Here is a 16,842-nt window from a genome sequence, read left to right on the forward strand (position 1 = left end):
GCAGAGCCCGGCATTTTTTATCCCGCGAGGACCGGTACTTCCACCGGTTTCTGACGCAGCCAGATCCCCAGCGCCAGCCCCATCAGCGACAGCGCCAGCACGTACCACGCGGGCGCCATCGGCGACACGCCCATCAACAGGGTGACGGCAACCGGCGTCAGCCCGCCGAAGATGGCGTATGAAACGTTATAGGAGAACGAAATACCGGTGAAGCGTACTTCCGGCGGGAAGGCGCGGACCATCACGTAAGGCACCGCACCCACCACGCCCACACACAGCCCCACCGTGCCATACAGCAGGAACAGCTGTTCGGGATGGCTGCCCGCCAGATGGTAAAACGCCCAGCTCGACCCGGCCAGCAGCAGGCTGCCGATGATAAAGGTCAGGCTGGAGCCAATACGATCCACCGCCAGACCGGCAATCAGGCAGCCAAAGCACAGCATGATGGTGGCAATACTGTTGGCCTGCAGGGTCACCGCCGGGGCAAAGCCGTACTGTTTCTGCAGCCAGACCGGCGACATCAGGATCACCACCACGATGCCCGCCGACAGCAGCCAGGTCAGCAGCATCGATACCACCACCGCCTTTCTGTGCCGCACCACTACCGCTTTAACCGGCAGCTCCTGCGCCAGCGCCTTGCGCTGCTGCATCTCAAGAAATACAGGCGTCTCCTGCAGCCAGCGACGCAGATACATGGCCACCAGACCAAAGGCCCCGCCCAGCAGGAACGGAATACGCCAGCCCCAGTCGTGCACCGCCTGCTGGGTCATGCTGGTATTGACCAGCGTCGCCACCACCGAGCCGAGCAGAATGCCGACGGTCAGCCCTGCGGTCAGCGTGCCGCAGGCAATGCCGATCCGCCGGGCCGGAACATGTTCCGCCACAAACACCCATGCGCCCGGCACTTCACCGCCAATCGCCGCCCCTTGCAGGATGCGCATCAGCAGCAGCAGTACCGGCGCGAGAATGCCCATCGAGGCATAGGTCGGCAGCAGGCCAATCGCCAGAGTCGGTACCGCCATCAGCAGGATGCTGAGGGTGAACATCTTTTTGCGCCCCACCAGATCGCCAAAGTGGGCCATCACGATGCCGCCAAGCGGGCGCGCCAGATAACCGGCGGCGAAAATGCCAAAGGTCTGAACCTGACGCAGCCATTCGGGGATGTCTGCCGGGAAGAACAGCTCCCCTACGACAGCGGCGAAAAAGACGAAGATGATGAAGTCATAAAACTCCAGCGCGCCGCCGAGAGCGGCAAGCGTGAGGGTTTTATAATCCTGACGATTGAGAGGCCGGGTGTAGTGTGACATAGCGAACCATTATGGGCTGAATTGTTGAGTTATATTTACAGCAATCGTAAAGAAAAAATTACTATACCGTAAATCAATTAGCAGGCTACCGTCGTTACAGCTTATGTCACATTATTGTTAATTTCAGGAGATTATTTCACGCCTTGCGCTTTTCGGGCGAAAAGCTGCTACCACCTGCGGATCGGTTTCGACGTAAGGCCCTTCCAGAAGCTGTACACAATACGGTACGCTGGCAAAAATTCCCGCCACCACCACCTTGCCGTCAGCCTCTTTTACGCCTTCCAGCGTCTCTTTGATCGACTTCGGCTGGCCCGGTAAGTTGAGGATCAGCGCCTGCTTGCGGATCACCCCGACCTGGCGTGACAGGATTGCCGTTGGCACAAAGTGTAGACTGATCTGGCGCATCTGTTCGCCAAAGCCCGGCATTTCACGGTCGGCAACGGCAAGGGTTGCGTCCGGCGTCACATCCCGGCGCGCGGGCCCTGTTCCGCCCGTGGTCAGCACCAGATGACAGCTCATTTCATCAACCAGTTCACACAGGGTTTGCTTGATGACGGCCTGCTCATCCGGGATCAGACGCGTTTGCACTTCAAACGGCGTAGTCAGGGCAGAAGCCAGCCAGGCTTCCAGCGCAGGAATGCCTTTATCTTCATAAACACCGCTGGAGGCGCGGTCAGAGACAGAAACTAAGCCAATGCGTAAGGTATTCATATTCATTCCATTCAAACAATACAGATTGAGGGGAATGATACACGCAGGAAGGAGATTGAGACAGGATACGAGAGAGGTAGCGTGACCGGGAGCCCGGTCACGCCAGAATGATTACAGCAGTTCGCCGATCATTTTTTCCAGTTTTTCCTGGTCGATGGCAAACTTACGGATACCGTCCGCCAGTTTGTCTACCGCCATTGGATCCTGGTTGTGCTGCCACAGGAACTCGGATTCAGTGATGCGCTCTGGACGGGCTTTCACTTCGCCGCTGAAGCTCAGCTTACGCTCGATTGCGCCTTCGCTTTCTGCCAGCTCTTTCAGCAGCGCAGGTGCGATGGTCAGGCGGTCACAGCCAGCCAGTTCCAGGATCTCGCCCACGTTACGGAAGCTTGCGCCCATCACCACGGTTTCATAGCCGTGCTGCTTGTAGTATTCGTAAATCTCGGTAACGGAAACCACGCCCGGATCTTCAGCTGCCGCGTACTCTTTCTTATCGGTATTGGATTTGTACCAGTCCAGAATACGGCCCACGAATGGAGAGATCAGGAACACGCCCGCTTCTGCACATGCGCGCGCCTGCGCGAAGGAGAACAGCAGGGTCAGGTTACAGTTGATGCCTTCTTTTTCCAGCTGCTCTGCAGCGCGGATGCCCTGCCAGGTGGAAGCCAGTTTGATCAGGATACGGTCGTTGCTGATGCCAGCATCGTTGTACAGTTTGATCAGGCGTTTGGCTTTAGCGATGGACGCTTCGGTGTCGTAGGACAGACGCGCATCCACTTCGGTAGAGATACGGCCCGGAACCAGCTTCAGGATCTCCAGACCAATGTTGACGGCCAGTTTGTCGGTCGCATCAACAACCTGCTGATCGCGGGAATCGCTCTGGCTTTTCGCCCAGGCAACAGCCTCATCAATCAGTTTGCGGTATTCAGGGATCTGTGCAGCGTTAAGGATCAGAGAAGGGTTCGTTGTGGCATCCTGCGGCTGGTACAACTTCATTGCCGCGATATCTCCGGTGTCAGCGACAACAGTCGTGAACTGACGAAGGGAGGTTAATTTATCCGTCATGATAGTGTTTCTCTTTAACTTGCCCTGGATAATTCGCGTTACCAGCAGGATGCCAGAAACGGAAAAATGACAGGTTTACTTGTTAGGGGGATGTAACCGGTCTGCCCTGATGATAACACGACGGAATGTCAGCGCAACCGCAGACAATGCGCTGAAGAATACTGTGATAAACTCCTCAAATTAATTGGCTGCTAATTAACTGTTTGCTCAATCATTCGAAACGATTACCTATTCACTTTGGCATCAACAAGAGGGACGTTAATGCCTGATTATCTGTCGTTTATTAATGAAGTCCTGTGGGGTTCGATGATGATTTACCTGCTTTTTGCGGCAGGTATCTGGTTCACCGTTCGCAGCGGCTTTATTCAGTTTCGCTCTATCCCCCAACTGCGAAAGAATCTGAAAAATAGCCTGAGCCCCCAGCCGGGAGGTTTAACCTCGTTCCAGGCGCTCTGCACCAGCCTGGCGGCCCGGGTCGGCAGCGGGAATTTAGCCGGGGTCGCGCTGGCGATCTCCGCCGGTGGTCCAGGGGCAATATTCTGGATGTGGATGACCGCCATCATCGGCATGGCGACCTCCTTCGCGGAGTGCTCGTTAGCGCAGCTGTATAAAGAAGCGGATAAACAGGGGCAGTTTCGCGGCGGCCCGGCCTGGTATATGGCCCGCGGGCTGGGCATGCGCTGGATGGGCGTGCTGTTTTCGATCTTTTTGCTCGTCGCCTACGGCCTCATTTTCAACACCGTTCAGGCCCACTCTGTCGCCCACGCGCTGCGCTTTGCCTTCGATTGCCCTGAGCTCCTGACCGGCGGCACGCTGGCCGCGCTCACCCTGGTGGTGGTCGTCACCGGTATTAAAGGCGTCGCCAGGTTGATGCAGTGGATGGTGCCGGTGATGGCGCTGCTGTGGGTGATGGCCAGCCTGCTTATCTGTGCCTGGCATGCCGAACAGTTACCGGCGGTTTTCAACCTGATCTTTAAAAGCGCCTTTGGCTGGCGCGAAGCGGCGGCCGGAGCGCTGGGCTACACCCTGAGTCAGGCCCTGACGGCAGGTTTTCAGCGCGGCATGTTTTCCAACGAAGCGGGTATGGGCTCAACCCCCAATGCCGCCGCAGCTGCCGCGTCCTGGCCCCCTCACCCGGCCTCCCAAGGGATCGTGCAGATGATCGGCGTATTCGTCGATACCATCATCATCTGTACCGCCAGCGCCATGATTGTGCTGCTGGCAGGCCCGGTGGATCTCCCGGCAGATACCGCAGGCATACAGATAATACAGCAGGCGCTGATAAATCTGACCGGAGGCTGGGGTGCCGGATTCGTGGGATTCATCATCATCCTGTTCGCCTTCAGCTCAATTGTGGTGAATTACATTTATGCCGAAAACAACCTGCTCTTTTTGCACCCTGATGCCCGGCGCTCGCGCTGGCTGTTGCGGGGCGGCGTTGCAGTGATGGTGCTGCTCGGATCGCTGCTGAGCCTGCCGACGGTCTGGCAGCTGGCGGATATCATCATGGCCCTGATGGCGATCACTAACCTGACGGCCATCCTGCTGCTCTCCCCGGTGGTGACCCTGATCGCCCGGGACTATCTGCGCCAGCGCAAGCTGGGGGTTCAGCCGGTTTTCGACGTCTCGCGTTATCCCGAGATTGAAGAGCAGCTTGCCCCCGGCGCCTGGGATGATTTGCCGCGTCGATAACAGCCATCGATCACTCGAGGCGGTTTTTTTGATAAAGTCGCACCACTTCCCCTGCAAGGACTGGATATGCTGATTCTGATTTCACCTGCTAAAACGCTCGACTACCAGAGCCCACTTGCCACCGGGCGCTATACCCAGCCGGAACTGCTGGATCATTCGCAACAGCTGATCCGCGAAGCGCGTAAGCTTTCGGCCCCGCAAATTGCGACCCTGATGAGCATCAGTGACAAGCTGGCGGATCTGAATGCCACCCGTTTTCACGACTGGCAGCCGGATTTCACGCCGTCGAATGCGCGTCAGGCGATTCTGGCCTTCAAAGGCGACGTCTACACTGGCCTGCAGGCAGAAACCTTTAGCGAAGCGGATTTTGATTTCGCCCAGCAGCATTTGCGTATGCTCTCCGGCCTGTACGGCGTGCTGCGCCCGCTGGATCTGATGCAGCCTTACCGTCTGGAGATGGGGATCCGCCTGGAAAATGCGAAAGGGAAAGATCTCTATCAATTCTGGGGCGAGACCATTACCAACAAGCTGAACGATGCCCTGGAAGCCCAGGGTGACAACATTGTCATCAATCTGGCGTCGGATGAGTATTTCAAAGCCGTCAAACCGAAGAAGCTGAATGCAGAGATTATTAAGCCGGTCTTCCTCGACGAGAAAAACGGCAAGTTTAAAGTCATCAGCTTTTATGCCAAGAAGGCGCGTGGACTGATGAGCCGCTACATCATTGAAAATCGCCTGACGAAGCCAGAGCAACTGACCGCCTTTAACAGCGAAGGTTATTTCTTTGATGAAGAAGCTTCAGGAAAAGGCGAGTTGGTCTTTAAGCGTCACGAACAGTAATGCAAAACCCCGCCACCTGGCGGGGTTTTGTTAATGATGCTTCCAGTCCGGTCCCGGACGGTGATCGTCATGACGATCGTTGTGGTGATTATCGTGATGGCCGTCATGCGGGTGCCAGCGGTTGTCCCGCCACTCATAATGTGACTTCCACCAGTCATGGTCGCGCCAGCGGCCGCCATCCCAGTAGTGTCCCTGTTTATCCCGATCGCCAATCTGTAATTTGACCGCCGGTACCAGGGTGATTTCAGAGGCCTGAACCGCCATCGGAGCCACCAGCATCAGAGAAAGCGCGATAAGCACAGGTTTCAGTTTAGACATAGGTTACTCCTTATTAATCCTGCCCGTTGTGGGCCGATGTAAGGAGATTACGTGAGGGGCATGGAGGATGTTATTCTCTGCAATCCTATTCTGTAAGTGACCGCATTTATTGGGAATTTCTACTTTTTCCCTGCTATTTTTCTCCTTAATTTCTTCACAAAAAAGCCGGGTGGCGGCTTCGCCTTACCCGGCCTACGCGATCGCATGTTTTGTAGGCCCGGTAAGCGCAGCGCCACCGGGCAAAAAGCGCTTACCCGCGGGTCATCATCAACTTACGCAGCGCAGCAAAATCGGCCGGCAGGTTGTGCGACAGCAGCGGCAGATCGGCGCGCTCGGCCAGCTCTTTCGGCAGCGGCAGAGATTCACCGAGGATCTCGTCCACGCTCTCTTTGAACTTCGCCGGATGCGCCGTGCCGAGGAACAGGCCGTACTCGCCCGGGTTCAGCTGATCGCGCAGGGCACGATAGGCCACCGCAGCGTGCGGTTCAGAGGTGTAACCCACCTGCTTCAGCTCACGCATGGTCTCTTTGGTGGTTTCGTCGGTCACCGCCGCGTAGCCCAGCTCGTTCAGACGCCAGATTTTACGGCGGAACAGCTCTTCCACACGCGGCCAGTTGTTAGGCTGGGACACATCCATCGCGTTAGACAGGGTGGCCTGCGTAACGTTTGGCGTCCACTTGCCCTCTTTCAGGAAGCGCGGAACGGTGTCGTTGGCGTTGGTGGCGGCGATAAAGCGTTTCACCGGCAGGCCCAGAGACTTCGCCAGCAGGCCTGCGGTCAGGTCGCCAAAGTTGCCGCTCGGCACCGAGATCACCAGCTGGTTACGCGCTTCCTGCGGCAGCTGCGCCACCGCTTCGAAGTAGTAGCAGATCTGCGCCAGCAGACGGCTGATGTTGATGGAGTTTGCGGAGTTCAGACCCAGCGCTACCTTCAGCTCTTCATCATCGAAGGCCTGCTTAACCAGCGCCTGACAGGCATCGAAATCGCCGTCGATGGCGACGGTTTCAATGTTGCCGCCGAGAGTACAGAACAGTTTTTCCTGCAGCGGACTGATTTTCCCCTGCGGATAGAGGATCACCACGCGGACGTTTTTCAGGCCGTAGAAGGCATGCGCAACCGCCGCACCGGTATCGCCGGAGGTGGCCGTCAGGATGGTCACCGGCTTATCGCCGCTGATGTGGGTCAGCATCTGCGCCATAAAGCGGCCGCCGAAATCTTTAAAGGCCAGCGTCGGGCCGTGGAACAGCTCAAGACAGCCGACGTCCGGCTCCACCTGGCTTACCGGTGCCGGGAAGGCAAAGGCCGCGCGGACGCGCTCTTCCAGCAGCTCCTGCGGGATCTCGTCGCCGATAAAGGCGGAGAGAATTTTGGTGCTGCGGGTGACGAAATCCTGCTTCAGCATGTCGTCGATTTCGGTCAGACCGAATTCCGGCAGGTCGTGCGGGAAGAACAGCCCCTGGTTTTTGCCCAGCCCCTGCGTTACGGCCTGTGCAAAGCTTACCTGCTCGTTATGATCTTTAAGATTGTAGAGTTTCATCGTTTATCCCAGTACTCGTGCGCCCGCCGTATCCAGACGGCAAATATGAACAAAGCCTTCCTGATTTTGCAGGTAGTTTTTCTCCAGCCAACCCGCAACCCGCTCAGCCGTATCCGGCTTGTCGCAGAGTGCAAACAGGGTCGGCCCGGAACCGGAAATACCGCAGGCCAGCGCGCCGATATCCAGCGCGGCGCTGCGGGCTTCATTGAAGCCAGGCAGCAGTTTGGTGCGGTACGGCTCAGCAATAACATCTTTCATCAGTTTTGCCGCAAGAAGCGGCTGACGGGTATAGCAGGCATGAATAAAGCCCGCCAGATGACGACCGTGCGCGATGCAGTCCTGACGGCGATACTGCGCCGGCAGAATGGCGCGCGCTTCCGCGGTCGACACTTTAATGCCCGGATACGCCAGTACCCACAGCCACTCGTCAAAGCCTGGCACCTGCTGGCTGATGATGCCGTTCTCTTCGATCATCAGCTGCATACCGCCCAGGAAACAAGGGGCGACGTTATCATAATGAATGCTGCCGGAGATGCGCCCTTCCAGCTCGCCCATCAGGGCCAGCAGACGGGTGTTATTCAGCGGTTTGCCGCAATGTTCGTTCATCGCCACCAGCCCGGCGACCACCGAACAGGCGCTCGAACCCAGCCCGGAGCCAATCGGCATGCTTTTTTCCAGCGTCATGGCGACCGGCACGTTTTTACCGATCTCCTGACAAAAACGCTCCCAGCACTGATAGACAATATTCTCGCGCGGGTCGGTCGGCAGCTTGCTGGCGAAACGCCCGACGTTGTTCAGACTGAAGCTCTCCGCGGCTTCTACCGTAACCGTATCACCCAGCAATGCGCCATTCACCGGCGTCACCGCCGCGCCCAGCACATCAAACCCGACGCTCATATTGGCGCTGGAAGCCGGGGCATAAACTTTGACCATGTTAAACTCCTAACTTCCATGACAGGGTACGCAGCAGATCGGCAAACACCCCCGCCGCCGTGACATCGTTCCCCGCGCCATAGCCGCGAAGGACCAACGGCAGTGGCTGATAATAGTGGCTGTAAAACGCGAGGGCGTTTTCGCCATTTTTCACTTTGAACAGCGGATCGTTACCGTCTACCGCCGCGACTTTGACCCGGCAGACGCCGTCTTCTTCGATGTTGCCAACATAGCGCAATACCTTGCCTTCATCACGGGCTTTTGCGACGCGGGACGCAAAAGCGTCATCCAGCTGCGGCAGGTTAGCCATAAAAGTCGCAACATCGCCCGAGTCGTCAAAACCTTCCGGCAGGACCGGTTCGATGACGATATCCGACAGCTCCAGCTCACGCCCCGTTTCGCGGGCGAGGATCAGCAGCTTGCGCGCCACATCCATGCCGGAGAGATCGTCACGCGGGTCGGGTTCGGTGTAACCCAGCTCACGCGCCACTTTGGTCGCTTCCGACAGGCTCATGCCCTCGTCCAGCTTGCCAAAGATAAAGGAGAGCGAGCCCGACAGGATGCCGGAAAAACGCTGGAGTTCATCACCGGCGTTGAGCAGGTTTTGCAGGTTTTCGATAACCGGCAGCCCGGCACCAACGTTGGTGTCATACAGGAACTTACGCCGTGATTTCGCCGCCGCATGGCGCATCTGATGGTAGTAATCCATCGACGAGGTGTTGGCCTTTTTGTTTGGCGTCACCACGTGGAAACCTTCGCGCAGGAAGTCGGCATACTGATCGGCCACCGCCTGATGGGACGTACAGTCGACAATCACCGGGTTCAGCAGATGGTACTCTTTCACAAGGCGGATCAGGCGGCCAAGATTAAACGGCTCTTTCGCTTCCGCCAGCTCTGCCTGCCAGTTCTCCAGATTCAGCCCGTGAACGTTGGTCAGCAGGGCTCTGGAGTTGGCAATACCGCAGACGCGCAGGTCGATATGCTTTTTCTTGAGCCACTCCTGCTGGCGCTTAAGCTGCTCCAGTAACGCTCCACCGACGCCGCCGACGCCAATCAGGAATACCTCGATGACCTGATCGGTGTTGAACAGCATCTGGTGCGTCACGCGCACGCCGGTAGTGGCATCGTCATTATTCACCACCACGGAGATAGAACGCTCCGAGGAGCCCTGGGCAATGGCGACAATATTGATGTTCGCCCGCGCCAGCGCGGCAAAGAACTTCGCAGAGATGCCGCGCAGGGTGCGCATGCCGTCACCCACCACGGAGATGATCGCCAGATGCTCCTGAATCGCCATCGGCTCCAGAAGCTCTTCTTTCAGCTCCAGATAGAACTCTTCTTCCAGCGCGCGGCGGGCACGCAGGCAGTCCACCTGCGGGACGCAGAAGCTGATGCTGTATTCAGACGAGGACTGGGTGATGAGCACCACCGAGATACCGTTGCGCGACATAGCCGCAAACACGCGCGCCGCCATGCCGACCATGCCTTTCATGCCCGGCCCGGAGACGTTGAACATCGCCATGTTATTGAGGTTGGAGATGCCTTTCACCGGCAGCCCATCTTCATTGCTGCTGGCGCCAATCAGCGTACCTGGCGCCTGCGGATTGCCGGTATTTTTAATCAGGCAAGGGATCTGGAACTGGGCGATAGGGGCGATGGTACGAGGGTGAAGCACTTTGGCGCCGAAGTAGGAGAGCTCCATCGCTTCCTGATAAGACATCGACTTCAGCAGGCGGGCATCGGGCACCTGGCGCGGGTCGCAGGTATAGACGCCGTCGACGTCGGTCCAGATTTCACAGCAGTCGGCGCGCAGACAGGCGGCCAGCACGGCGGCGGAGTAGTCAGAGCCGTTACGGCCCAGCACCACCAGCTCCCCTTTTTCATTCCCGGCGGTGAAGCCCGCCATCAGGATCATATGGTCGGCAGGGATTTTGCCTGCCGCAATGCGGCGGGTAGATTCGGCGATATCTACGGTGGATTCGAGGTAATGACCAACAGCGAGCAGTTTTTCGACGGGATCGATCACCGTGACGTTATGGCCGCGCGCTTCCAAAAGGCCCGCCATGATGGCGATAGAGAGCTTTTCACCGCGGCAGATCAGCGCCGCGTTAATGCTGTCCGGGCACTGCCCCAACAGGCTGATACCATGCAGAACGTGTTTGATCTGGGCGAATTCTTGCTCAACAAAGGCCTTGAGCTGGGCGTGAGGAAAACCAGGTTGTGCATCTGCCAGGCCCTGCAGCAGGCTGGCAAAAATCTGCTCAGCGTCGCTGATGTTCACCAGCGCATCCTGACCCCCGATGGTTTTCTCAATCATCGCCACCAGGTGATTGGTAATTTTAGCCGGGGCAGAGAGTACCGTCGCCACCTGCCCCTGCCTGGCATTACTCTCCAGGATATCGGCAACACGCAGAAATCGTTCTGCATTTGCCACTGATGTACCGCCGAACTTCAACACTCGCATGGTTGTTACCTCGTAATCTTTGGCCGAAAAAAAAGCCCGCACTGTTCAGGTGCGGGCTTTTTTCTGTGTTTCCTGTACGCGTCAGCCCGCACCGTTACCTGTGGTAATGGTGATGGTTGTGGTAATGGTGATGATGCTGATGCGTTTCATGGATGTTGTGTACTCTGTAATTTTTATCTGTCTGTGCTGTCTGACTCTATTGGTTAAAGCAAACCTGCCGGTAAGTCAACGAATTTCTAATTTGATCACATTTTCCGGCCCTTTCACGTCTCTCTGCCTGAGTTTTTATTTCCGTCCAGATCAGACCGTACACAGCTCACTTTTTGGAGCATTCAACCATAACGAAAAACTATGACAGCGTTTTACTCTGCCAGTTTTTTTTCGATATCGTGCAGTAATCTGTGCAACATTGCCGTGTCTCGCTGTCCTAACAGACCCAACCGCTGCTGTAACCACTCCGCCATTTTTTGGTCGTCGGCGACATTCAGCGACGTCAACAGACGTTCAGTGCGCGAACGCAAAGCAGAAAGTTGGTTTTCATCCACCTCAGCCGGAGGCGAAGCAGGGTTTTGCATCAAGGATGCTAATTGATAGCAGTAGACCATCACGGCCTGACCCAAATTCAGCGACGGATAATCTGCCACCATCGGCACGCCGGTCAGCACGTCCGCAAGTTCCAGTTCCTCGTTCGTCAGGCCGGAATCTTCGCGGCCAAAAACCAGCGCCATTTTGGGCAGCCACTGACTTTTTTCTGCCAGTAAAGGCACCAGCTCAGCGGGCGTGGCGTAGTAATGGAACTTTGAGCGACCGCGGGCGGTCGTCGCTACGGTAAAAGAAATATCGTGCAGCGCGTCGGCAAGCGTTTCGTAAGTGGTTAAATTATCGAGGATATCTCCCGATCCATGCGCGACACGACGCGCCGCAGGCTCGGCGTGCGCTTCACTGGCGACAATACGTAAATCGGTAAACCCCATGGTCTTCATGGCCCGTGCGGCGGCGCCGATATTCTCTGCTCTTGCTGGGGAAACCAGTACGATAGACAAATGCATTTATGTTCTCTTTTTAGGCAGTTAGCCGATAAAAATGTGATGGGCATCATCATATTACGCATCACGAATTTACAAATTTGCAACAGAAATCACCGAAATAGCGTTTCACTACAAATTAAAAACACTAAACTATTTCATGAATGAACTTTACGCGATAATGTTAAAGAACAACGCTTATCCTTATGTTTAATAATGATAATAGTTTCTCAGGCTCAATGTTGACATTGGATTCACCTTGTTTATTAATAAACTACTGCAACTAGTTGGTTTATTGAAAATTTGTGACAAAGGCTAGCAATCCGCTACGATGATTTCATCAAACTGTTAACGTGCTACAATTGAACTTGATATATGTCAACGAAGCGTAGTTTTATTGGGTGTCCGGTGTCACTTAGCCTGTTATGTTGCTGTTAAAATGGTTAGGATGACAGCCGTTTTTGACACTGTCGGGTCCAGAGGGAAAGTACCCACGACCAAGCTAATGATGTTGTTGACGTTGATGGAAAGTGCATCAAGAACGCAATTACGTACTTTAGTCACGTTACGCCGGTCATGTTAATTTGTGGCATGTATCAGGCAGGTCAGGGACTTTTGTACTTCCTGTTTCGATTTAGTTGGCAATTTAGGTAGCAAACATGCAGACCCCGCACATTCTTATCGTTGAAGACGAGTTGGTAACACGCAACACGTTAAAGAGCATTTTCGAAGCAGAAGGCTACGATGTCTTTGAAGCGACCGATGGCGCAGAGATGCATCAGATCCTTTCTGAAAATGATATCAACCTGGTTATCATGGACATTAACCTGCCGGGTAAAAACGGCCTTCTGCTGGCGCGTGAACTGCGCGAGCAGGCGAACGTTGCGTTAATGTTCCTGACCGGCCGCGACAACGAAGTTGATAAAATTCTTGGCCTGGAAATCGGTGCGGATGACTACATCACCAAACCGTTTAACCCACGCGAGTTAACCATTCGTGCACGCAACCTGCTGTCCCGCACCATGAACCTGGGCACGGTCAGCGAAGAGCGTCGTAGCGTAGAGAGCTACAAATTCAACGGCTGGGAACTTGATATCAATAGCCGTTCTCTGGTGAGTCCACAGGGCGACCAGTATAAGCTGCCGCGCAGTGAATTCCGCGCCATGCTGCACTTCTGCGAAAACCCGGGCAAGATCCAGTCCCGTGCAGAACTGCTGAAAAAAATGACCGGCCGTGAGCTGAAGCCGCACGACCGTACCGTCGATGTAACTATCCGCCGTATTCGTAAACACTTCGAATCCACGCCGGATACCCCAGAAATCATCGCCACCATTCATGGTGAAGGCTATCGTTTCTGCGGCGACCTGCAGGAGTAATCCCGCACGCAAGCCATAAAAAAACGGCGCTTTCGCGCCGTTTTTTTATTTCCATATCCGCATCGCATCTTTATCCGGTGACGCCGGTGGCTCCGTGCGTTTCGGCTGGGAGAGCGAGTACCAGTCAAAGTGCCGCGTAAGGTACATCACCGCAAACAGCGCCAGTGCCAGTACGGCTGAACCCAGCAGCAACGCGCTGTCTTCCGAACGCAGCAGGAACCACATCACCACGTCCAGCCCCAGCAGCGCCAGCACAAACAGGCCGCTGCGTTTCCAGCTTTTCAGCACCGCCTGCAGGTAGACACCGTTCATTAATGCTCCCACCAGGCTGGCGATAATCCATGCCGGAGTGAATCCCACATGCTCAGATAACGCCAGCAGCACCAGGTAGAACAGCACCAGCGCCAGCCCCACCAGCAGATACTGCATCGGGTGCAGCCGCAGCCCGGTTAAGGTTTCGAAGACGAAGAAGGCCATAAACGTCAACGCAATCAGTAGAATGGCGTACTTAATCGCCCGGTCGGTCAGCTGATACTGGTCGGCAGGGGTCGCAACCGTGACGCTGAACGCCGGGATCGCGTTCCATTCTGGAACCTCATTGTCGTTGAACCAGCCCGCCAGATTGTTCGCAAACCAGCTGCTTTTCCAGTTCGCCTGGAAACCGGACGCGCTAATCTCATGCTTAACCGGCAGGTAATTGCCCATAAAGCCCGGGTGCGGCCAGTTGCTGGTAAGGGTCATCTCGCTGTTACGTCCCACCGGAACCACCGCAAAGCTACCGGTGCCGGCCAGATTCAGCGACATCTCCAGCGAGAGGGTTTTAGACTCCAGCGCCTTGTCGGTCAGCGGAATATGAATGCCGGATAACGCCCCATACACGCCAGCGCCGGGCTCGATGTTAAGCGTCTCACCATTGATTTTTGAGATGCTCACTGCGCCAATCCCGCGCGCGTCACCCACGCCGACCACGATAAACGGCTTGCCGAGCGTCATCGTCTCACCCTCAAGCTCCGCCAGTTTTTCCGTGGTGAACTGCGCCTTAATGTTGAGATCGCTATTCCAGATTTGCCCGTCATAAATGCCGATGCTTCGCGTCTGCACGTGCTGCTTGCCATCGACACGGAGCGTCTCCGGCAGAATGAAGTGCATATAACGCTTCTTGTACTCTACCTTTTTCGCGTCCTCCTGCTTGTAATAGACCTCCGTCACCGGAATGGCGATCAGCGGGCCGACCAGCTGCTGCGGGCCGCTGGTGCTTTGACGCAGGGTATTTTCGACCTCGTCGCGGTAGCTCTCGCGCTCCGAAATCAGGTTGCCCACCATCATCAGCGGGACGAGTAACAGCAGGATGCACCCCAACAGGGTGGTGACTTTCCAGAACAGGGGGGATTTCATATCAGGTCTCCTTTGTGATGGGGAGAGCCTAACAACGCTATGTGGGGCCAGTTTGAAGTTATGTGAAGGGACGGTGAAGTGTCAGCGTGGCGATCACGCCGCCGTCAGTACGGTTTTGCAGATCGATACTTCCCTGATGCAGACGCGCCACCTCCTGCACAAACGCCAACCCCAACCCGCTGCTTTTCAGCCCGTTCTGGCGCGGGAGCGAATAGAAGCGTTCAAAAATTCGCGGCCGGGCGTAATCCGGTATCCCACTTCCGGTATCGGTCACGGCGATCTCAACCTGCCTGTGAGACTGATTGGCCGCAAGCTGGATCGTCCCACCCTGCGGCGTGAAGTCGATAGCGTTATCCAGTAAATTGCCCAGCGCCTGCTCAAGCAGATCGGCATCCCCCTCCACGCAGCACCCGCTCTTTTGCCAGCTCAGGGTGATATTTCGCGAGGCCAGCGTCGCCGCGCGCGCGTCGGCAAGTCGCGAGAACAGCTCGTCAATGCTGACGCTGACCGGAACAATCTCGACCCGGTTTTCCAGCCGCGCCTGAGCGAGAAGTTTTTCCACCAGCGACTGCATGCGCGCGTTTTGCACCAGAATGTTATCGATAAACCGCGCCGCCACCTGCGGCGGGGGCTGCTCTGCCAGGATCTCCGCCGCCCCGCGAATGGCGGCCAGCGGGCTTTTCAGCTCGTGGGTGAGCGCGTGCACATAGTGTTCGATGTAATTTTTCCCCTCCAGGCGAACGCGCATGTTCTCTAATGCCTGCGCCAGCTTGCGCAGTTCACTGCTGCCCGGATCGGGCAACGGCAGAGGGCTATCCGTGGTCACCGAGTCGGCATAGCGCGACAGCGTGTTAATCGAGCGGTTGATCCACCAGGCCACCGCCAGACCAATGAGCAACGCCAGGCCCAGCAACGCCCCGCCTGCCCACAGGATCCGCCGCTCGCTGCGCTGGATCACCGGCGCCATCGCGCTGTTGGGTTTTCCGACCGACAGCACGCCGATGATCTTGCCCTGATCCACCACCGGCGCGGCAACGTACATCACCGTGCTCTCAGGATCCTGCGGATTGCCCGGAGTGCTGCGGGCGCCGTACTCCCCGCGCAGGGTCAGCCAGACGTCGTTCCAGCGTGAGTAATCCTCGCCCACCGCACGTCCGGCGGAGTCAAATACTACCCTGCCGCGGGCATCGGTCATGTAGACGTGATACTCGTTACGCACTTTGTGGATGCCGCCAATATTGGCGCGAAACGGACGCTGATGGAGGCGGGAAAAGGCCTGGGCCAGCTTGCCTTCCTGCGGGTTGTCCGAGAGCAAGTCGTCTCGCCCCACCTCCGCCAGCAGCGTCGCGGTGTCAATCAGCGTCCCTTCGGTGGCCCTGCGCACGCCGGGCTTCACCTCCTGAACAAAGATCGACAGCACAAACCACGCGGCGATGGCCACGATCAGGAAGTAGCCCAGCAACAGCCGCATGCCGATGCGCATTAATACAGTCCCAGACTATAGCCCATGCCGCGATGGGTACTGATGGGGGAGAGCCGATCGTTTACCGCCCGAAGCTTGGCGCGCAGAGTTTTGATATGAGTGTCGACGGTGCGATCGAAACTGTCGCCCTCTTCCCCCCACACCTTATCCATCAGCTGCTGGCGAGAAAAGACGCGGCCCGGCGCGTTCAGCAGCGTTTTGAGCAGCAGGAACTCGTAGCGCGTCAGGGGTAAGGGCTCACCAAACCAGCTGATTCTGGCGGCAGGTTCGTTCAGCTCAAACTGGCCGATACGAACGATCTCTGAAGGCGCGGCGGATTTTTGCATGCGCCGCAGAATGGTCCGCACCCGGGCGCATACCTCCCGGGGGGAAAAGGGTTTGGCGACGTAATCATCCGCACCGATCTCAAGCCCGAGCAGCTTATCCACCTCATCGCTGCGGGCCGTCAGGAACAGCACCGGCAGCGAGGGATGCAGGGCCAAAAGCTGACGGCACAGTTCAAACCCGCTGATATCCGGCAGCCCCACGTCCAGGATGGCGATCGCCGGGCTCTGTCGGCGCGCCTCCTCCAGCACCGGCAGGCCACGCTCAAAGGCCGTCACCGCAAACCCCTCCTGCTGGAGCATATAGATCAGCGTATCGGCAATGCTGATTTCATCTTCAACCAGCCAGACCACAGGTTGCTGCATGCTGTAT

At 56.7% G+C, this 16,842-nt stretch carries 16 protein-coding genes and 1 other annotated feature; of the genes, 3 read left to right on the forward strand and 13 right to left on the reverse strand.

Going from position 1 to position 16,842, the window contains the following annotated elements; all coding sequences use genetic code 11:
- Nucleotides 1–17: 17 nt before the first annotated feature.
- The 3 genes from ACOYA6_RS13595 to tal all read right to left on the reverse strand — a co-directional run bounded on the left by ACOYA6_RS13595 (nt 18) and on the right by tal (nt 3,083).
- Nucleotides 18–1,307, reverse strand: a complete 1,290-nt coding sequence (locus tag ACOYA6_RS13595; protein ID WP_139564289.1) for an MFS transporter — start codon at nt 1,305–1,307, stop codon at nt 18–20.
- Nucleotides 1,308–1,430: 123 nt separating this feature from the next.
- On the reverse strand, nt 1,431–2,018 hold the full coding sequence (gene mog, locus ACOYA6_RS13600) for a molybdopterin adenylyltransferase (RefSeq protein WP_422654838.1): 588 nt from the start codon (nt 2,016–2,018) through the stop codon (nt 1,431–1,433).
- A gap of 111 nt (nt 2,019–2,129) precedes the next feature.
- On the reverse strand, nt 2,130–3,083 hold the full coding sequence (gene tal / locus ACOYA6_RS13605) for a transaldolase (RefSeq protein WP_039030444.1): 954 nt from the start codon (nt 3,081–3,083) through the stop codon (nt 2,130–2,132).
- Between the two features lie 261 nt (nt 3,084–3,344).
- Here tal and ACOYA6_RS13610 point away from each other — a divergent pair, with 261 nt between their 5' ends.
- On the forward strand, nt 3,345–4,775 hold the full coding sequence (locus ACOYA6_RS13610; protein WP_422654839.1) for an alanine/glycine:cation symporter family protein: 1,431 nt from the start codon (nt 3,345–3,347) through the stop codon (nt 4,773–4,775).
- A 66-nt stretch (nt 4,776–4,841) separates the two neighbouring features.
- Complete coding sequence (yaaA, locus tag ACOYA6_RS13615; protein ID WP_039030446.1) at nt 4,842–5,615, forward strand: peroxide stress protein YaaA; 774 nt, start codon at nt 4,842–4,844, stop codon at nt 5,613–5,615.
- A 30-nt stretch (nt 5,616–5,645) separates the two neighbouring features.
- Here the strand turns inward: yaaA and ACOYA6_RS13620 are convergent, their stop codons facing one another.
- The 7 genes from ACOYA6_RS13620 to yjjY form a co-directional block, all read right to left on the reverse strand.
- On the reverse strand, nt 5,646–5,933 hold the full coding sequence (locus ACOYA6_RS13620) for a DUF2502 domain-containing protein (protein WP_039030447.1): 288 nt from the start codon (nt 5,931–5,933) through the stop codon (nt 5,646–5,648).
- Nucleotides 5,934–6,183: 250 nt separating this feature from the next.
- Nucleotides 6,184–7,470 carry a threonine synthase gene (thrC, locus tag ACOYA6_RS13625; protein WP_139564281.1) on the reverse strand — a complete coding sequence of 429 codons (1,287 nt, stop codon included), beginning with the start codon at nt 7,468–7,470 and terminating at the stop codon, nt 6,184–6,186.
- A gap of 3 nt (nt 7,471–7,473) precedes the next feature.
- A complete protein-coding gene (thrB, locus tag ACOYA6_RS13630) occupies nt 7,474–8,403 on the reverse strand; it encodes a homoserine kinase (protein ID WP_039030449.1) in 930 nt (309 codons plus the stop codon).
- 1 nt (nt 8,404) lies between these two features.
- Nucleotides 8,405–10,867: a bifunctional aspartate kinase/homoserine dehydrogenase I gene (thrA, locus tag ACOYA6_RS13635; RefSeq protein ID WP_138370389.1), complete on the reverse strand. Its 2,463-nt coding sequence runs from the start codon at nt 10,865–10,867 to the stop codon at nt 8,405–8,407.
- Nucleotides 10,868–10,892: 25 nt separating this feature from the next.
- Nucleotides 10,893–11,010 (reverse strand) — a sequence feature (Thr leader region).
- Nucleotides 10,949–11,017 carry a thr operon leader peptide gene (thrL, locus tag ACOYA6_RS13640; protein ID WP_138370475.1) on the reverse strand — a complete coding sequence of 23 codons (69 nt, stop codon included), beginning with the start codon at nt 11,015–11,017 and terminating at the stop codon, nt 10,949–10,951. Its footprint overlaps the feature before it by 62 nt.
- Before the next feature lie 212 nt (nt 11,018–11,229).
- On the reverse strand, nt 11,230–11,916 hold the full coding sequence (locus ACOYA6_RS13645) for a tRNA/rRNA methyltransferase (protein WP_039030450.1): 687 nt from the start codon (nt 11,914–11,916) through the stop codon (nt 11,230–11,232).
- 399 nt (nt 11,917–12,315) lie between these two features.
- Nucleotides 12,316–12,456, reverse strand: a complete 141-nt coding sequence (gene yjjY / locus ACOYA6_RS13650) for a YjjY family protein (protein WP_001541509.1) — start codon at nt 12,454–12,456, stop codon at nt 12,316–12,318.
- Between the two features lie 95 nt (nt 12,457–12,551).
- Here yjjY and arcA point away from each other — a divergent pair, with 95 nt between their 5' ends.
- Entirely contained in the window at nt 12,552–13,268 is a 717-nt protein-coding gene (arcA, locus tag ACOYA6_RS13655; protein ID WP_039030451.1) for a two-component system response regulator ArcA, read from the forward strand.
- 45 nt (nt 13,269–13,313) lie between these two features.
- Here arcA and creD read toward each other — a convergent pair whose 3' ends face one another.
- Genes creD through creB form a run of 3 tightly spaced genes read right to left on the reverse strand, consistent with a single transcriptional unit; the run spans nt 13,314 to nt 16,835 of the window.
- Nucleotides 13,314–14,663 carry a cell envelope integrity protein CreD gene (gene creD / locus ACOYA6_RS13660; protein WP_422654840.1) on the reverse strand — a complete coding sequence of 450 codons (1,350 nt, stop codon included), beginning with the start codon at nt 14,661–14,663 and terminating at the stop codon, nt 13,314–13,316.
- A gap of 58 nt (nt 14,664–14,721) precedes the next feature.
- Nucleotides 14,722–16,146 carry a two-component system sensor histidine kinase CreC gene (gene creC / locus ACOYA6_RS13665; RefSeq protein WP_422654841.1) on the reverse strand — a complete coding sequence of 475 codons (1,425 nt, stop codon included), beginning with the start codon at nt 16,144–16,146 and terminating at the stop codon, nt 14,722–14,724.
- Nucleotides 16,146–16,835, reverse strand: coding sequence for a two-component system response regulator CreB (gene creB / locus ACOYA6_RS13670; RefSeq protein ID WP_039030454.1), 690 nt, complete (start codon nt 16,833–16,835; stop codon nt 16,146–16,148). Before creB ends, creC begins: the two co-directional genes overlap by 1 nt.
- Nucleotides 16,836–16,842: the final 7 nt, after the last annotated feature.

Origin of the sequence: Leclercia barmai (genome assembly GCF_049312895.1) — a bacterium.
GTDB lineage: Bacteria > Pseudomonadota > Gammaproteobacteria > Enterobacterales > Enterobacteriaceae > Enterobacter > Enterobacter barmai.

What these genes read in the sequence shown, in the direction of transcription:
- ACOYA6_RS13595 (WP_139564289.1), bottom strand. Translation starts at nt 1,307, where the DNA reads ATGTCACACTACACCCGGCCTCTCAATCGTCAGGATTATAAAACCCTC.
- mog (WP_422654838.1), bottom strand. Translation starts at nt 2,018, where the DNA reads ATGAATACCTTACGCATTGGCTTAGTTTCTGTCTCTGACCGCGCCTCC.
- tal (WP_039030444.1), bottom strand. Translation starts at nt 3,083, where the DNA reads ATGACGGATAAATTAACCTCCCTTCGTCAGTTCACGACTGTTGTCGCT.
- ACOYA6_RS13610 (WP_422654839.1), top strand. Translation starts at nt 3,345, where the DNA reads ATGCCTGATTATCTGTCGTTTATTAATGAAGTCCTGTGGGGTTCGATG.
- yaaA (WP_039030446.1), top strand. Translation starts at nt 4,842, where the DNA reads ATGCTGATTCTGATTTCACCTGCTAAAACGCTCGACTACCAGAGCCCA.
- ACOYA6_RS13620 (WP_039030447.1), bottom strand. Translation starts at nt 5,933, where the DNA reads ATGTCTAAACTGAAACCTGTGCTTATCGCGCTTTCTCTGATGCTGGTG.
- thrC (WP_139564281.1), bottom strand. Translation starts at nt 7,470, where the DNA reads ATGAAACTCTACAATCTTAAAGATCATAACGAGCAGGTAAGCTTTGCA.
- thrB (WP_039030449.1), bottom strand. Translation starts at nt 8,403, where the DNA reads ATGGTCAAAGTTTATGCCCCGGCTTCCAGCGCCAATATGAGCGTCGGG.
- thrA (WP_138370389.1), bottom strand. Translation starts at nt 10,867, where the DNA reads ATGCGAGTGTTGAAGTTCGGCGGTACATCAGTGGCAAATGCAGAACGA.
- ACOYA6_RS13645 (WP_039030450.1), bottom strand. Translation starts at nt 11,916, where the DNA reads ATGCATTTGTCTATCGTACTGGTTTCCCCAGCAAGAGCAGAGAATATC.
- arcA (WP_039030451.1), top strand. Translation starts at nt 12,552, where the DNA reads ATGCAGACCCCGCACATTCTTATCGTTGAAGACGAGTTGGTAACACGC.
- creD (WP_422654840.1), bottom strand. Translation starts at nt 14,663, where the DNA reads ATGAAATCCCCCCTGTTCTGGAAAGTCACCACCCTGTTGGGGTGCATC.
- creC (WP_422654841.1), bottom strand. Translation starts at nt 16,146, where the DNA reads ATGCGCATCGGCATGCGGCTGTTGCTGGGCTACTTCCTGATCGTGGCC.
- creB (WP_039030454.1), bottom strand. Translation starts at nt 16,835, where the DNA reads ATGCAGCAACCTGTGGTCTGGCTGGTTGAAGATGAAATCAGCATTGCC.